Origin of the sequence: Streptomyces cyaneofuscatus (assembly GCF_000718135.1) — a bacterium.
In the GTDB taxonomy this organism is placed as follows: Bacteria; Actinomycetota; Actinomycetes; order Streptomycetales; family Streptomycetaceae; genus Streptomyces; species Streptomyces cyaneofuscatus.
On record NZ_JOEM01000005.1, the window covers coordinates 455,664 to 470,782 of the forward strand.

The 15,119-nt window shown below is 72.2% G+C and carries 14 protein-coding genes; 6 read left to right on the forward strand and 8 right to left on the reverse strand.

Going from position 1 to position 15,119, the window contains the following annotated elements:
• Positions 1-28 precede the first annotated feature (28 nt).
• Positions 29-622 carry a TetR/AcrR family transcriptional regulator gene (locus IF17_RS0111155; RefSeq protein ID WP_030564700.1) on the forward strand — a complete coding sequence of 198 codons (594 nt, stop codon included), beginning with the start codon at positions 29-31 and terminating at the stop codon, positions 620-622.
• Between the two features lie 12 nt (positions 623-634).
• Here IF17_RS0111155 and IF17_RS0111160 read toward each other — a convergent pair whose 3' ends face one another.
• The 4 genes from IF17_RS0111160 to IF17_RS0111175 form a co-directional block, all read right to left on the reverse strand.
• Positions 635-1,243: a LysE family translocator gene (locus tag IF17_RS0111160; protein WP_018511673.1), complete on the reverse strand. Its 609-nt coding sequence runs from the start codon at positions 1,241-1,243 to the stop codon at positions 635-637.
• The gene (locus tag IF17_RS0111165) at positions 1,240-2,019 is read right to left on the reverse strand and encodes an EI24 domain-containing protein (protein WP_030564701.1); all 780 of its coding nucleotides are present in this window, start codon (positions 2,017-2,019) and stop codon (positions 1,240-1,242) included. Before IF17_RS0111165 ends, IF17_RS0111160 begins: the two co-directional genes overlap by 4 nt.
• Before the next feature lie 97 nt (positions 2,020-2,116).
• Positions 2,117-2,545: an organic hydroperoxide resistance protein gene (locus IF17_RS0111170; protein WP_030564702.1), complete on the reverse strand. Its 429-nt coding sequence runs from the start codon at positions 2,543-2,545 to the stop codon at positions 2,117-2,119.
• A gap of 132 nt (positions 2,546-2,677) precedes the next feature.
• Positions 2,678-3,697, reverse strand: coding sequence for an NADP-dependent oxidoreductase (locus IF17_RS0111175; RefSeq protein ID WP_030564703.1), 1,020 nt, complete (start codon positions 3,695-3,697; stop codon positions 2,678-2,680).
• Between the two features lie 117 nt (positions 3,698-3,814).
• Here IF17_RS0111175 and IF17_RS0111180 point away from each other — a divergent pair, with 117 nt between their 5' ends.
• A complete protein-coding gene (locus tag IF17_RS0111180; RefSeq protein WP_030564704.1) occupies positions 3,815-4,240 on the forward strand; it encodes a MarR family winged helix-turn-helix transcriptional regulator in 426 nt (141 codons plus the stop codon).
• A 15-nt stretch (positions 4,241-4,255) separates the two neighbouring features.
• Here the strand turns inward: IF17_RS0111180 and IF17_RS0111185 are convergent, their stop codons facing one another.
• On the reverse strand, positions 4,256-4,987 hold the full coding sequence (locus IF17_RS0111185) for an SCO2400 family protein (RefSeq protein WP_030564705.1): 732 nt from the start codon (positions 4,985-4,987) through the stop codon (positions 4,256-4,258).
• 124 nt (positions 4,988-5,111) lie between these two features.
• Here IF17_RS0111185 and IF17_RS0111190 point away from each other — a divergent pair, with 124 nt between their 5' ends.
• The 3 genes from IF17_RS0111190 to IF17_RS0111200 all read left to right on the forward strand — a co-directional run bounded on the left by IF17_RS0111190 (position 5,112) and on the right by IF17_RS0111200 (position 8,358).
• Entirely contained in the window at positions 5,112-5,678 is a 567-nt protein-coding gene (locus tag IF17_RS0111190; RefSeq protein WP_030564706.1) for a hypothetical protein, read from the forward strand.
• A 144-nt stretch (positions 5,679-5,822) separates the two neighbouring features.
• On the forward strand, positions 5,823-6,860 hold the full coding sequence (locus IF17_RS0111195; RefSeq protein ID WP_030564708.1) for a rod shape-determining protein: 1,038 nt from the start codon (positions 5,823-5,825) through the stop codon (positions 6,858-6,860).
• Between the two features lie 7 nt (positions 6,861-6,867).
• Positions 6,868-8,358, forward strand: a complete 1,491-nt coding sequence (locus tag IF17_RS0111200) for a GAF domain-containing sensor histidine kinase (RefSeq protein WP_030564710.1) — start codon at positions 6,868-6,870, stop codon at positions 8,356-8,358.
• Positions 8,359-8,378: 20 nt separating this feature from the next.
• Here the strand turns inward: IF17_RS0111200 and IF17_RS0111205 are convergent, their stop codons facing one another.
• Complete coding sequence (locus tag IF17_RS0111205; RefSeq protein WP_018511664.1) at positions 8,379-8,810, reverse strand: Lrp/AsnC family transcriptional regulator; 432 nt, start codon at positions 8,808-8,810, stop codon at positions 8,379-8,381.
• A gap of 139 nt (positions 8,811-8,949) precedes the next feature.
• Here IF17_RS0111205 and IF17_RS0111210 point away from each other — a divergent pair, with 139 nt between their 5' ends.
• Positions 8,950-10,182 (forward strand): nitrate/nitrite transporter, encoded by a 1,233-nt coding sequence (locus IF17_RS0111210; RefSeq protein WP_030564712.1) that lies wholly within the window; start codon positions 8,950-8,952, stop codon positions 10,180-10,182.
• Positions 10,183-10,268: 86 nt separating this feature from the next.
• Here the strand turns inward: IF17_RS0111210 and IF17_RS0111215 are convergent, their stop codons facing one another.
• Together IF17_RS0111215 and IF17_RS0111220 are read right to left on the reverse strand one after the other, a co-directional pair.
• On the reverse strand, positions 10,269-12,434 hold the full coding sequence (locus tag IF17_RS0111215) for a glycoside hydrolase family 99 protein (RefSeq protein WP_030564714.1): 2,166 nt from the start codon (positions 12,432-12,434) through the stop codon (positions 10,269-10,271).
• Positions 12,431-14,947: a PQQ-dependent sugar dehydrogenase gene (locus tag IF17_RS0111220; RefSeq protein WP_030564716.1), complete on the reverse strand. Its 2,517-nt coding sequence runs from the start codon at positions 14,945-14,947 to the stop codon at positions 12,431-12,433. Before IF17_RS0111220 ends, IF17_RS0111215 begins: the two co-directional genes overlap by 4 nt.
• Positions 14,948-15,119 lie beyond the last annotated feature (172 nt).

Sequence of the window (15,119 nt, forward strand, 5' to 3'; positions counted from 1 at the left end):
AGGCCGGGCGGCAGGGAAGGGGCCGGCGATGGCACGGGCCAGGAGCGAGGAGCGGCGGGCCGAGATCATGCGCGCCACCCTCGAAGTGATCGCCGAGCGCGGCTACCGGGGCGCGACGCTGGGGGCGGTGGCCGAGCGGGTGGGCCTGACCCAGCAGGGGCTGCTGCACTACTTCCCGACGAAGGAGGCGCTGCTGGTGGCGGTGCTGGAGGACCGGGACCGGTGGGACACGGGCGGGGGCCGGGGCGGTGACGAGGAGGGGGCGTGGCGGCTGGAGCTGCTGGGCTCGCTGGTGGAGTACAACGCGATGCGGCCGGTGATCGTGCAGACCTTCTCGGCGCTGCTCGGCGAGAGCGTGACGGAGGACCACCCGGCCCGGGAGTTCTTCACCCGCCGCTACACCCAGGTCCGGGCGGGCATGGCCGCCACCCTGCGCGCCGAGTACGGCGACACGCTGCCGGGCGGGCTGAGCCCGGAGCGGGCGGCGGTGCTGCTGGTGGCGGTGATGGACGGGTTGCAGTACCAGTGGCTGCTGGACCCGGAGGCGGTGGACATGCCGGGGGCGTTCGGGGACTTCCTGGGGCTGCTGAAGGGGCCCTCGGACGGGCCGGAGGCCCCGTAGAGCATCAGGGGTTCAGCGCGCCAGGCCCAGGGTGACGCCGAGGCCGACCAGGACCGAGCCGATGGACCGGTTCAGCGCCTTCTGGCGGCGCAGCATCGCGCCGCGCAGCCGGGAGTGCGAGAAGAAGAGCGCGACCAGCGCGAACCAGCCGAGGTGCGCCGCCGACATGAAGAGTCCGTAGCCCGCCTGCTGCCAGAGGGCGGTCTCCGGGCCGACGACCTGGGTGAAGGTCGCGACGACGAACAGGGTCGTCTTCGGGTTGAGCGCGTTGGTCAGGAAGCCGCTGCGCAGCGCCCCGAAGCGGGTGAGCCCGGGCCGGTCGGTGAGGTCGACGTCAAGGTCGGCGCGGGCCAGGAAGGTGCGTACGCCGATGTAGATCAGGTAGGCCGCACCGGCGAGCTTCACCGCGGTGAACAGGGCGGTGGAGGAGGCGATGAGCAGCCCGACGCCGAGCATCGTGTACGTGACGTGGACCAGGACGCCCGCCGCGACCCCGGCCGCCGCGAGGACCCCGGTGGTGCGCCCGTACAGATAGCTGTTGCGGACGACCATGGCGAAGTCGGCGCCCGGGCTGATGACGGCGAGAACGGTGATGGCGGCGACGGCCAGCAGCTCGGTCATACGGCCCACTCCTTCGGGGCGGTCGTGTCACCGCTGCCGGCCGGGTCGACCAGCTCGCGGGCCAGGAGGGTGGCCCCGGCGACCGCTCCCGGCATCAGGAACACCGCGACGAACGGGACCAGGAACGAGAGGGCGAGCGGGACGCCGAAGCCGAGCACCAGCAGCCGGCGGGTGCGCAGCAGGCCCAGCCGCTTCTTCAGGTGCAGCCCCCGGCGTTGGAGGGCCACGCCGGTCAGCTCCTGGGTCAGGAAGTAGCCGGAGACGCAGAGGCCGAGCGCGGGCACGACGGTCTGGCCGACGACCGGGATGAAGCCGCAGGCGAAGAGGACGATCCCGAAGAGGGCGACGCGCAGCAGGATGCGTACGGAGTCCCGGGCGGAGATCCACAGTTCGCGCCAGAGCGGCAGCCCGGACTCGTGGACCTCGCCGCCCTCGCTGCGCTCGACCTCCTCGGAGAGCGACTCGTAGAACGGCTGGCCGACCAGGAGCGTGACCGCGGTGAAGGTGATGACGGCGAGGAAGAGGCCGAAGACGAAGACCAGCGCGGTCAGCGTGGTGCGGAGCAGGCCGAGCCAGGGTGAGGACCAGTCGTCGGCGAACGGGGTGGCCCAGGCGACGAAGTCGTCGGCGCCGTAACCGAGTCCGACCAGGGCGCCGGCGTACACGACGAGGGTGATGAGTCCGGGCAGCAGCCCGAAGCCGAACCACCGGCCGTGCCCGAGGACCCAGCGCTGGCCCTTCATCAAGTAGCCGAAGCCTGCCCCGAGATCGTTCATGGGCGTCAGCGTACTGGCGTACGGAAGCAGTACGGAAACGGCGAGGACCGCACCCCGGAGCGGGGTACGGTCCTCACGCGCGAAGGCTGCTGCCGGGTCAGGCGACCGAGAGCTCGACCTTGATGTTGCCGCGGGTCGCGTTCGAGTACGGGCAGACCTGGTGGGCCTTCTCGATGAGCGACTGGGCGGTGGCGGCGTCGACGTTGGGGATGGTCGCGCTGATGGCGACCTCCAGGCCGAAGCCGCCGGCCTCGGTCTTGCCGATGGACACCGAGGCGGTGACCGTCGAGCCGGAGATGTCGGCCTTCTCCTGGCGGGCGACGACGCCCAGCGCGCCCTGGAAGCAGGCGCTGTAGCCCGCCGCGAAGAGCTGCTCCGGGTTGGTGCCCGCGCCGCTGCCGCCGAGCGCCTTCGGCGGGTTGACGACCACGTCGAGCTGGCCGTCGTCCGAGGAGACGCGGCCGTCACGGCCGTTCTCGGCGGTGGCGACAGCGGTGTAGGCGACGTCGATCTTCTGGATGGTCATGATGTGAGGATTCCTCCTGTTGGTGCGCCGCGACTCGCGCCCACGATCGCGACGGCCTGGCATGAGCCTAACGCGTGACCGGAACGGGCCGGGGGCGGGTCGGGGGCGGACCCGGGCCGGGCCCGGGGCGGGTCAGACGAGCGAAACGATCATCTTCCCGGTGTTCTCACCGCGCAGGAGGCCGACAAACGCGTCGTAGCCGTTCTCGATGCCCTCGACCGTCGTCTCGCGGTACTTCAGCTCGCCGGAGGCCAGCCAGCCGGCGACCTCCTCGACGAACTTCGGCTGGAGGTCGGCGTGGTCGCCGACGAGCATGCCCTGGAGGCGCAGCCGCTTGCCGATGATCAGCGCCATGTTGCGCGGGCCGGGGGTCGGCTCGGTCGCGTTGTACTGCGCGATCATGCCGCAGATGGTGGCGCGGCCGTGCACGTTGAGCGCGCCGATGGCCGCTTCGAGGTGGTCGCCGCCGACGTTGTCGAAGTAGACGTCGATGCCGTCCGGGGCGGCTTCCTTGAGCTGGTCGCGGACGGGCCCGTTCTTGTAGTTGAACGCGGCGTCGAAGCCGTACTCCTCGGTGAGGAGCTTGACCTTCTCGTCGGAGCCCGCGGAGCCGATGACCCGGGAGGCGCCCTTGAGCTTGGCCAGCTGGCCGACCTGGCTGCCCACGGCACCGGCGGCGCCGGAGACGAAGACCGCGTCGCCCTCCTTGAAGGAGGCGACGTCGAACAGGCCCGCGTAGGCGGTGAGTCCGGTCATGCCGAGCACGCCGAGGTAGGCGGAGAGCGGGGCGAGGTCGGGGTCGACCTTCACCGCGTGCTTCGCGGGCACGTCGGCGATCTCGCGCCAGCCGAGGCCGTGCAGGACGTGGTCGCCGACGGCGAAGCCCTCGGCGTTCGAGGCGATGACCTCGCCGACCGCGCCGCCGTCCATGGGGTGGTCGAGCTTGAAGGGCGGGGTGTACGACTTCACGTCGTTCATCCGGCCGCGCATGTACGGGTCGACGGAGAAGAACTTGTTGCGGACGAGGATGCGGCCTTCGGCCGGAGCGGCCACGGCGGCCTCACGCAGTGCGAAGTCCTCGGCCTTGGGCCAGCCGTGGGGGCGGGCGACGAGGTGCCATTCGCGGCTGGACGTGGGAAGTGCTGCAGACATGGGCTCGGGGTCTCCTCAATGTCCTACGGGGGAAGCCTTGGGGGAAAGCTTCATGACATGAAACAACCGTGCACCTGAATATTTCATATTGTCAAGTAAATCGGTACGCTGGTGCCCATGGCCACCCGCACAGACCCCCTGACCCTTGAGGTCGTCGAGCTCATCGGCACCGTCGTGGCGCGCTACCACGAGGAGTACGACCGGGCCGCCGCCGAGCACTCCCTCACCGGGGCACAGGCGCGGGTCCTCGGGCTGCTCGCGCTGGAGCCGACCCCGATGCGGAAGATCGCCGTCAAGCTGAAGTGCGAGCCGTCGAACGTGACCGGCATCGTGGACCGCCTGGAGACCCGCGGCCTGGTCGAACGCCGGGCGGACCCGGTCGACCGCCGCGTGAAGCTGGCCGCCGCGACGGAGGCGGGGCGGCGGACGGCCCGGGAGCTGCGTGACTCGCTGAACTTCGCCCGGGAGCCGCTGGCCGAGCTGTCGGACGCGGAGCGGACCGTTCTGCGGGATCTGCTGCGGCGGATGCTGGGCGAGGGCTGATCCAGACGAGAGGCGCTACGTGCACCACCACAGGAAGCGGGTGCAGGTCGGCGACGGTGTCGGGGAGGGCGTGGGTGCCGGGTCCTCGGTCGGGTCGCCCGGCGGGGGCGGAGGCGCCGGTACGGTCGGCGGCTCCTGCGGGTCCTCCGGCTCGACCGGCCCGGACGGGTCGGCCGGCGGGCTGTCCGAGGCGTCCGGCGGAGAGGCGGGGGTGGTCGTCGCCTCGTCGGGTTCGGGGTCCTTCGAGGCCGTGGGGGCGGCCGTGGCGTCGGGGGCCGGTGACTCCGCCGGGTCGGCCGCCGTCGCGCTGCCCGACGGCGACGGGTCCACGGGTCTGCCCCGGCCGGTCGTGACCGGGCCCGGATCCTGCGGCGGCTCGCCGGAGACGGAGTCCGGGACGGCCGGATCGTCGGGGCCGCGCGGCGCATCCTCCACGAAGTCGGCGGCGGTGTCGTCCCGGCCCGGCTCCATGGCCAGCTCCGCCAGGCTCAGCGCGCCCGCCGCGAGGACCAGACCGCCCACCGCGAGAAGCACCGTACGGCCGCGTCTGCGGTGGCTGCCCCGCGCACGCCGGCGCGACCGGGCGGCGGGCGCCGGCGCGGCGGCATCGGCGGGGGCGTCCTGCGCGTGGCCCGCGAGGGTCGGCGCGGGTACCTCGAAGGGGCCCAGTGCCTCGGCGGGAGTCCCGCACCCGGCGCAGGCCAGGGCTCCGTTGAGATGCCGTCGGCACGGGTGGCAGTAATCCATGGCGCCCGCAGATTAGACGCGCGGAGATCGACTCAGGAAGCGGACCAGGTGAGGATCCTGTGAGGAACACGGGATTCCGCGGACGGCCGGTCCGATACGCCTGACCTGCGGGAGGATGGGCGGCATGACCGCTCCCACCCCCTTCGGCCCCCTGGAATTCCAGCTCGTCCTGCTGCGCCGGATGGCCGACCACCAGCCCGATCTGGTCGAGGAGGCACGGCAGGAGCTGAGCGCCTCGCTCGCCGACATGCGGGAGGCCAACCGCCGCTGGCAGGCCATGGTCCGCGCGCCCCGGGGGCGGGGATCGCTGCGGCGCTACCGCTCGGTGCTCGGTGAGCCGGAGCTGACGCTGAAGCGCCGGGTGGGCGACCTGGAGTGCGAGGCGCTGCTCTGGCCGGTGCCGCTCTGGCCGGACCTCCGGTTCGAGGTGATGGCCGCGCCGGGCGGGGCCGTGTGGAACGAGTGGCTCGTCCGGGCGCCGGGGGCGGCGGGCCCCGAGCTCACCTCCGTACCGTCTCTGCGTCCCTGGTCGTGCACCGTGGACGAGGTGGCCCGGGCCTTCCCCCCGGCCCGGCCGATGGAGGGCAGCGCACCGACCCGGTGGGCGCTGGCCCTCACCGACCCGGGCAGCGGGGAGCCGTACATCGCCGAGTTCACCTGGGGGCTGTTCCAGCGGCTGCTGCCCGGCTGAGGGGGCTGTGCCACCTGGCGGGGCGTCAGCTCGCGACCCTCGTACGGCGCATCCCAGCGCGCGCGGCCCGGTGGGGAACGCGACGATGCGATGAGAGGCCGGCTGCCGCCGGTACCCCCATCCGTGCTCTCGGGAGAACCTGCCGTGACCGTCAGCCTTGAGCAGTTGCAGCGTTGCCACATCGCCGTCGATCTCGGGGCCGCGAGGACCCGTGTGTACGTCAAGGGGCTCGGGCTCGTCGTCGACGAACCGAGCGTCGCCGCCGTCAACACCCGTACGGGATCGCTCATCGCGGTCGGTGTGCTCGCCGAGCAGATGACCGGCCGCACCCCCGAATACATCCGGGTGGTCCGCCCGGTCTCCGGCGGAACCGTCGTCGACATCGAGATGGCCCAGCGGATGCTGCGCCACCTGCTCGGCGACAAGCTCCGCCGCCAGCTGCGCCGCAAGCCCCGGCTGCGCGCCGCCGCCTGCATCCCGCACGAGGCCGATCCGCTGGCCCGGCGCGCCACGGTGGAGACGCTCACCGGGCTCGGCGCCCGGCGGGTCGAGCTGGTGGACACGCTGATCGCGGCGGCGGCCGGCTGCGGGCTGCCGGTGGAACAGCCGACCGCGACCATGATCATGGCGTGCGGCGCGGCCACCACGCAGATCGCGGTGCTCTCGCTCGGCTCGATCGTGACGGCCGTCCGGCTCCCGGTCGGCGGCAACGCCATCGACGAAGCGGTGATCCAGCACCTGCGCCAGCACCACGCGCTGATGCTGCCGAGCCAGTCCGTGCGCCCGCTGCAGCTGGCGCTGCACGGCAACGGCCTCCAGCTCACCGGGCCCGCGCTCACCGAGATCCACGGCCGGGACGTGGCGACCGGCCTGGCCCGCTCGGTGCAGGTCGACACCGCCGCCGTACGGAAGGCCATCCACACGCCACTCACCGCCGTCCTGGACGGCGTCGGCAAGGTGCTGCGCGAGTGCCCGCCCGATCTGGTCGCCGACCTCGCGGACCGCGGGATCATGATGGTGGGCGGCAGCGCGCTGCTCCCGGGGTTCGACGAGATGCTCCGGGACGCGACCGGCATGCCGGTGCACATCGCCGACCGGCCCGACGTCTGCTCGGTGCTCGGCCTCGGCGCGATGCTGGACGGCAGGATCCAGCCGATGGTTCTGAACCCGCTGGCGGGTTAGGGGCGCCTTGACCTCCGTCGGCCGACTGCCCCTCCTGCTGGAGGCCGTCCTCAGCATCGGCAGCGACCTCGGGCTGCGGGCCACCCTCCAGCAGATCGTGGACACCGCGACCACCCTGACCGGGGCCCGCTACGGCGCCCTCGGCGTGCTGGAACCCGACCAGGACCGGACCGAGGCGCTGTACACGACCGGGATGACCGAGGCGGAGCGGCAGCGCGTCGGCCGGCTCCTCCCGGAGCGACGGGCGGCTCTTCCTCCCGAGGAGGGAAGGAAGGCACCGCCCGCCCCGGCCTTCCTCACCGCCCCGATCCAGGTGCACACCCAACTGTTCGGCCACCTCTGCCTGGCGGAGAAGAGTTCAGGCCCATTCTCCGAGACGGACCGGGCCCTGCTGCACGTCCTCGCCTCCCAGGCGGGCATCGCCATCGGCAACGCCCGGCTCTACGAGAGCGCCCGGCAGCGGGAGCGGTGGATCGAGGGGGCGGCCGCCGTCACCACGGCCCTGCTGACCGGCACGGACGCGGCCGACGCCCTGATGACCGTGGCCGAGAGCGCCCGGGTGCTGGCCGGTGCCTCGGCCGGGGTGATCCTCCAGCCCACCGAGGCGGGCGGGATGGAGATCGTGACCGCCTCCACGCTCGACGACCCGGCGGGCATCGTCGGCACGACCATCGCCCCCGGCTCCCCCGTCCTGGTCCAACTGCTCGGCGGCGAGCCGGTCTTCATCGACGACTCCGCCACCGACCCCCGGATGACCACCGACGTACGGTCCCGGTTCGGGCCCAGCATGATGCTGCCGCTCCAGAGCGGCGGCCGGCTCATCGGCACCCTCGCGCTGCCCCGGCGGCGCGGCGCACCCCCGTACACGGCGGTCGACCGGCTGCTGGCGACCCAGTTCGCCTCGCAGGCCGCCCTGGCGCTGGTGATGGCGGACGCGCAGGCGGACCGGGAGCGGCTCGCGGTGTACGAGGACCGCGACCGGATCGCGCGTGACCTGCACGATCTGGTGGTCCAGCGGCTCTTCGCGACCGAGATGATGCTGGAGTCGACGCGCCGGCGGGCGGCCACGGAGGAGGACGCGAGCGAGCTGCTCGGGCGGGCCGTGGACGAGCTGGACTCCACCATCCAGGAGGTCCGCACCGCGATCTTCGCCCTCCAGCAGCCGCCGGCCGAGGCCCCGAGCACGTTCCGGGGCCGGGTGCTGCGGGAGACCGGGGGCGCGGCGGCGCTGCTGGGGTTCCCGCCGTCGGTGCACTTCACGGGGGCGGTGGACGCGCTGGTGGGCGAGGGGACGGGCCGGGAGCTGCTGGCCGCGCTGCGCGGGGCGCTGGCCGCCGCGCACCGCAGGCCCGGGATCTCGGCGATCGATGTGGCGGTGGACGCGACGGTGCGGCTGCCCGACGGGCGGAGCGCGGTGCGCCTGGTGGTGGCCGATGACGGGGACGACGCGGAGGCGGGGGGCGGGTCGGCGGCGGTGACCTGGGAGGCGCCGCTGTAAGCACCGCCGAGGAGGTGCGATCAGTGCTTCGGGGCCGCCCGCAGCGCGATCCGGGTGGTGGAGTGGGCCACCCCCGCCTCCCGTTTCAGCCGCCGCAGCAGCGAGTCCAGCGCCACCGGGTCGGCCGCCGTGGCGCGGATCAGGTAGTCGTGGCCGCCCGTCACGTGCACCACCTCCGTGATCCCGGGCAGCATCAGCACCGAACGCTCGAACTCCTCGTTCGTCGTGTCGAGCCGCAGCGTCACATCGATGAAGACGACCAGGCCCGAACGGGTGTCGGCGGCCGGGTCGACGATGACGGTGAAGCCGCGGATCACCCCGTCCTTGCGCATACGGCGGACCCGGTCGCCCGCCGCGTTGGCGCTGAGCCCCACGCGTACGCCCAGATCCCGGTACGAGATCCGCGCGTCCTCCTGGAGAATGCCGAGGATTTCCCTGTCCAGCCGGTCCATACCGCGATTGTCCCAGCTTGTGGCGATATCGGCTGAGGGGGGGGCGGAAAGGAGCCCTCGGGGAGCCTCGGGAAGCCGCTGTCGCCCGGTCGGCGCAGTCCGGCGGGCCGTGCGCTTCCCCGCGGCCTTGACTTGCCGTGTGGATACCGCCGTCAAGCAGTCCCCCGAGCCTCCGGACGCCTCCGCCCCGGCGGCCCCCGCGCCCTCCCCGGCCGCGTACTGCAATCTCGCCATGGCGACGATCGGCTTCGCCCTCACCTTCTGGGCGTGGAACCTGATCGCGCCGATGTCCGGCGACTACAAGGACCGGCTCCAGCTCAGCTCGTTCCAGCAGTCGTTCCTGGTGGCTGTGCCGGTCCTCGTCGGGTCGCTCGGCCGGATCCCGGTGGGCGCGCTGACCGACAAGTACGGCGCGAAGCTGATGTTCCCGCTGGTGTCGGCGCTGACGATCGTGCCGGTGCTGCTGCTGATCCCGGCGAAGAACTCGTACGGGGCGATGATCGCGGTCGGCTTCCTGCTCGGGCTCGGCGGGACGACGTTCGCGATCGGTGTCCCGCTGGTCAACTCGTGGTTCCCGCCCGCCAAGCGGGGGTTCGCGCTGGGCGTGTTCGGGATGGGCATGGGCGGGGTGGCGCTGTCCGGCTACTTCACCCCGCGCATCGCGAAGCACGGCGACAACCTGCCGTTCCTCGTGGTCGCGGGCGCGCTGGTGGTGTTCGCGCTGCTCGCCGCCGTCCTGGTCAGCGACCACCCCGACCGGAAGATCCCCACGGACACGTTGGTACACCGGCTGGGCGAGGCCGGGAAGCTGCGGGTGACCTGGGAGCTGTCGGCGCTGTACGCGATCGGCTTCGGCGGGATCGTGGCGTTCGGGGTCTATCTGCCGACGTACCTGAAGACCTGGTACGAGATGTCACCGACCGAGGCGGGCACCAAGGCGGCCGGGTTCGCGCTGGTCACGGTCGTCTTCCGGCCGATCGGCGGCTGGCTCTCGGACCGGATCCACCCGGCGCTGGTGACCGCCGGGGCGCTGCTGCTGGCGGCCCTGATGGCGGTCGCCCAGGCCTTCGAGCCGCCGCTGAATCCGGTCGGCACCATCGCTCTGCTGGCCATGGCGGCCGGGCTCGGCACCGCGAGCGGCAGCGTCTTCGCCCTGGTCTCGCAGGTGACCCCGCAGCCGAAGGTGGGCAGTGTGACGGGCATCGTCGGCGCGATGGGCGGGCTCGGCGGTTTCGTGCCGCCGCTGGTGATGGGGGCGATCTACAGCGCCAAGGACAGTTACGCGATCGGCTTCATGCTCCTGTCCGATCTGGCGCTGGCGGGGTGCGTGTACGCGTACGGGCGGATGCGGAACATCCAGCGCGACGGGTGAGGTCCTCGGACGTGAAGAACGGCCGCGTTCCCGCCGGAACGCGGCCGTTCGTCTGTGGGCCCGCCCGGTGAGGGCTTCCTGGGCTGCTACCCGCGCCGCTGTTCGAAGCGGTCCGCCCAGTACGCGGTCCGGTCCAGGTAGGCCGTCTCGGCGGCCGCCCCGGTCTTGCCGTAGGCCCCCTCGAAGGTCTCGTAGCCGTGGCCCGGGGGCGGGTCGGAGGCGGCCGGTTCGATGGAGCTGCCCTCGTGCCACTCGTTGAACGAGGTGACGGAGACCCAGGTGGGGTCACCGCCGATGGCCGGGTCCAGGGCGTTGTTCCACTGGCGGTCGTAGGAGGCGCCGTCCGCGCGGCCCAGGGTGGGGGTGGTGTTGCCGGGGACGGCCCGGTCGTCGATGTAGCCGGGGGCGACCGAGGGGGCCCAGACCAGGCCGTTGGCCTTGGCGTAGTCGCCGGCCTGCTTCCAGCCGGGGGCGGTGGCGCCCGCGATGCCGTCGTAGGTGTAGATCCCGCCGAAGTGGGCGACCTTGGTGGTGTCGGTGGTCTGGGCGAGGACGATGGCGGTGTCCTTGACGGCGTCCAGCGCCGACCAGTCCTGGATCCGCAGGCTCTCGAAGACGTAGTAGGCGTTGCGGTCGCCGTGGGCCGCGTCCCGGTAGAAGGCGGGATGGTCGCCGAACTCCCCTTCCAGGTAAGCGATGTCGTCGACGACGGAGGCGGCGGTGCGGCCGGTGTACGGCTCGATGTGCCAGGCGACCTCGATGCCGTGGCGGGCGGCGGCGTCCATCACGTCACCGGCGAGGCCGTCCTCGTAACTCCCCTGCCCCCACCAGCTGTAGACGATGACGCCCGCGCCGGACCGCTGCACCCACTTCATGTGCTGGTCGACCGCCCCGGCGATGTCCCCGGAGTCGTACGGGCCGAGCTTGGGGTAGAGGTCGGCGCCGATGGAGGCGGGCGGGGTGTGGCCGCCCTGCTGCCAGTGGCGCCAGCTCCCGGCCGGGCCTTGCGGGGTGCCGTACCAGGGGTAGTAGAAGAGGTGGACGCCCAAGGAGCCCTCGTCCTCGGTGGCCGGGGTGCGGGTGAGGGTGAAGCGGTCGACGTCGAAGAGGGCGCCCGCTCCCCCGGTGAACCGCAGGAACAGCGGGCCCGCGCCCGGTGCGGCGGCCGTGAGGGGGGTGGTGACCTCGGTGAAGGTGTCCCAGCCGCCGGTGGGCGTGACCTCCGCCGAGCCGAGGAGCGGACCGGTGGCGGAGCCGGCGCGGACCTCGATGGTGCCGCCCGCGCCGGCCGAGGAGACCCGCGCGGTGAAGGCGGTGGCCCCGGCCGGGTCGAGGGAGGCGTAGCCCGCCCAGTCGCCGTGATCGATGTAGCCGAGGGTGGCGCCGCCGCTCGCCGCCGCGTGCGGGGCGATCTGGACACCGGAGGAGGAGGTGTACGCCTCCGCCTCGGCGCTGTCCCCGCCCTGGCCGGGCTCCCCGGTGGAAGAGCAGTCCGCTTCGACGGCTCCGGCCGCGTACTGGATACCGCCCAGGAGGAGTTGGCGGATGTCCGGGTCGGCGAAGGACTCGATGGTGTGGCCGAGGCCGGTGTAGAAGGAGCGGCCGTCCTGCTGCGGGTGGCACCAGGTGATGGGGTGGTCGCCGGCCATCTCGCCGCCGCTGTAGCTGGATTCGTCGAGCGACTGGAGGACGTGGACGTCTCCGCGCGGGTTGGACCGGTAGTTGTACCACTCGTCCGTCCGCGTCCAGGTGTCGTCCAGGTGCGCGGTGGCCGGGTGGACGTGGTCCTCGGTGGTGAGGCGGGCCTCCTGGATCGCCGGGTGGCTCTGGAACCAGGCGCCCACCAGGTCCTCGTACTCCGGCCAGTCGTACTCCGTATCGGCCGCGGCGTGGACGCCGACGAAGCCGCCGCCCCCGTCGACGTACCCCTTGAGGGCGTTCTGCTGGCTGTCGTTCAGGACGTCGCCGGTGGTGGAGAGGAAGACGACGGCCTCGTACGCGGCCAGGTTCTGCGGGGTGAAGGCGGTCGCGTCCTCGGTGGCGGTGACGGTGAAGTCGTTGGCCGCGCCCAGCTGTTGGATGGCGGTGATGCCCGCCGGGATGGAGTCGTGGCGGAATCCGGCGGTCTTGGAGAAGACCAGGACCTGGTACGGGTCGGCGGCTGCCGCACTCGGGACGGCCGGGCTCAGGAGGGCCGCTCCGAGGGCGAGCGCTGCGGCGCAGGCCAGGCGGCGGATGCGGGATCGTCTCATCGGTTGCTCACCTGTGCTCCCTGCGTGCTGAATCCCTGTGTGGTGAAGGTGAAGGCGTCCAGGTCGAAGAGGCTGCCCTGGCCTGTCGGGCCGGTGAAGACGAAGAACAACTCGGTGGACCCTGAAGGCGCGTTGTTCACGTCGGCCGTGACATCCACGTAGTTCTCCCAGCCGCCGGTCGGGGCGACGGGCAGAGACGCGAGCAAGGTGTCCGTCGGAGAGCCGGCTCGTACCTCCAGGGTGCCGCCCGCGCCGCCCGAGGCGACCCGCGCCGTGATGGAGGAGGCGTTGGACAGGACGTACGGCTTGAAGGAGACCCAGTCGCCGTTGTCCGTGTAGCCGACCGCCGCGCCGCCTTCGGCCGGCCCGTGCGGAGCGACCTCGATGCCGGACTGGGCGGCGAAGTGCTCGCCCTGGCGGTGGCGGGGCTGGAGGATGGAGTCGCTGTGGGTGGTCAGCCCGCCCGCGTCGGTGTACTCGGCGTCGAAGACCCCGTAGATGTTGGCGGCGCTGTCGTGCTCGCCGTCCACGGGCACGTCGATGGTGCCGGAGCAGCCGTTCTTCGAGGTGATCTGGTGGCGGTGGCTGTCATGGCCGAGGAGGTAGGTGACCTTGACCTTGGAGCAGTCGACCGTGCCGTCCTCGGGGTCGCTGACGGTCACGGTGAACGGGACGGAGTCGCCGAAGGAGAACAGGGTGCCGTCGGCCGGGGTGGTGAGGGTGACCGTGGGCGCGGTGTTGCCCGCCGTCACGACGAGGCTCGCGGTGCCGGTGAGCCCTTCGGGGTCGGTGACGGTGAGGGTCGGATTGTAGGTCCCGGCGGTGGTGTAGGTGTGGCCGGGGTTCGGGTCGGTGGAGGTGGCTCCGTCGCCGAAGTCCCAGGCGTAGGTGAGGTTTCCGCCCTCGGGGTCGTTGCTGCCGGCCGAGGAGAAGGAGACCGCGAGCGGGGTGGGCCCGGAGGTCCTGTCGGCACCGGCCCGGGGGACCGGGGAGCGGTTGCTGCCCGCGAGGTACTCGATGCGGTAGAGGGCCTGGTTGCCGGCGCCGGTCCCGTAGTCGAGGACGTACAGCGCCCCGTCCGGTCCGAACGCGGAGTCCATCACCTGGGTGCCGGTCCACGGGAAGGTGTCGATGGTGCCGGGCGATCCGTCGGCCTTCACCTCGACCGGCTTGATCCACTTGCGGCCGTACTCGGTGGCGAAGAACCGGCCGTCGAGGGAGGCCGGGAACTTCACGGCGGAGTCGAGGTCCGGGTCGAAGTCGTATACGGGTCCGGCCATCGGGGACTCCGAGCCGCCGCCGAACTCCGGCGGGGAGCCCGCGTCACCGGCGTACCGGATCCAGGCGGGCTGGGCGGGAGGCAGGGTGGCGAGACCGGTGTTGCGGAAGGAGTTGTTCGCCGGGCCGGCCGCGCAGTCGTACTTCGCTCCGGCGGGGCCGCTGGGGAAGGCGTACTCGCCGTACGTCTCCGTGGGCGTGTTGGTGCCCGTGCAGTACGGCCAGCCGAAGTTGCCGGGCTCGGTGACGCGGTTGAACTCGACCTGGCCGCTGGGGCCCCGGTTCGGGTCGGTGGTTCCGGCGTCGGGGCCGTAGTCGCCGATGTAGACGGCTCCGGTCGACTTGTCGACGGACATCCGGAACGGGTTACGGAAGCCCATCGCGTAGATCTCGGGGCGGGTGTTCGCGGTACCGGGGGCGAAGAGGTTGCCCGCCGGGACGGTGTAGCCGCCGTCGGCGGTCGGCTTGATCCGGAGCAGCTTGCCGCGCAGGTCGTTGGTGTTGCCGGAGGACCGCTGGGCATCGAACTGCGGGTTGCGGTCGGTGCGTTCGTCGATGGGTGCGTAGCCGCTGGACTCGAAGGGGTTGGTGTCGTCGCCCGTGGTCAGGTAGAGGTTTCCGGCGGCGTCGAAGTCGATGTCCCCGCCGACGTGGCAGCACTGGCCCCGGTCGCTCTCGATTTCGAGGACGACCTTCTCGCTGGCGGTGTCGAGCGTGCCGTCGGCCTTGAGCACGAAGCGGGAGAGGTTCAGGTGCCCCTTCCACGGCTCGAAGTCGGCGGCGGATCCGGTGGTGGGGGCGTCGCCGGGCGGGGTGTCCAGGGCGGGCGAGTAGTAGAGGTAGACGTACCGGTTGGCCGCGAAGTCCGGGTCGACGGCGACGCCTTGGAGGCCTTCCTCGTCGTGCGTGTAGACGTCGAGCTTGCCCGCCGTCTTTGTCGAACCGGCCGCGCCGGTGAGGCGCAGTGTGCCGTCACGGGCGGTGTGCAGGACGGACCTGTCGGGCAGCACGGCGAGGGACATGGCCTCGCCCAGTTCGGCCGGGCCGAGGGCGAGTTGGACCTGCTGGTAGTCGGCGGCGGGGATGTCCGCGGTGGGGATGTCGACGGCGGCGCGTGGGGCGCGGGCGTCGGGGCCGTCGGCCGTGGCCGTGGCGGTGGGGACGGCCAGGGCGGTGGCCAGCAGGGCGGCGAGCGCGGTGGCGTATCTGGACCAGCGTGGGGGTGCAGGTGACATGGTGTGGGGTGGTTCCTTCCTGACGGTACGTGGGGTATGTCAGGCAAGGCGCGGTCGCGCTTTGCGACGTGCAGGGGGCACTCGGGCGCTCGGCTGCGGGCAGCTTTTTCCTTCTGGAGAGCGCTCCAACTCCCTTACTAAGCAAGCTTTTTGCATGCTGGCAACGCAAAAT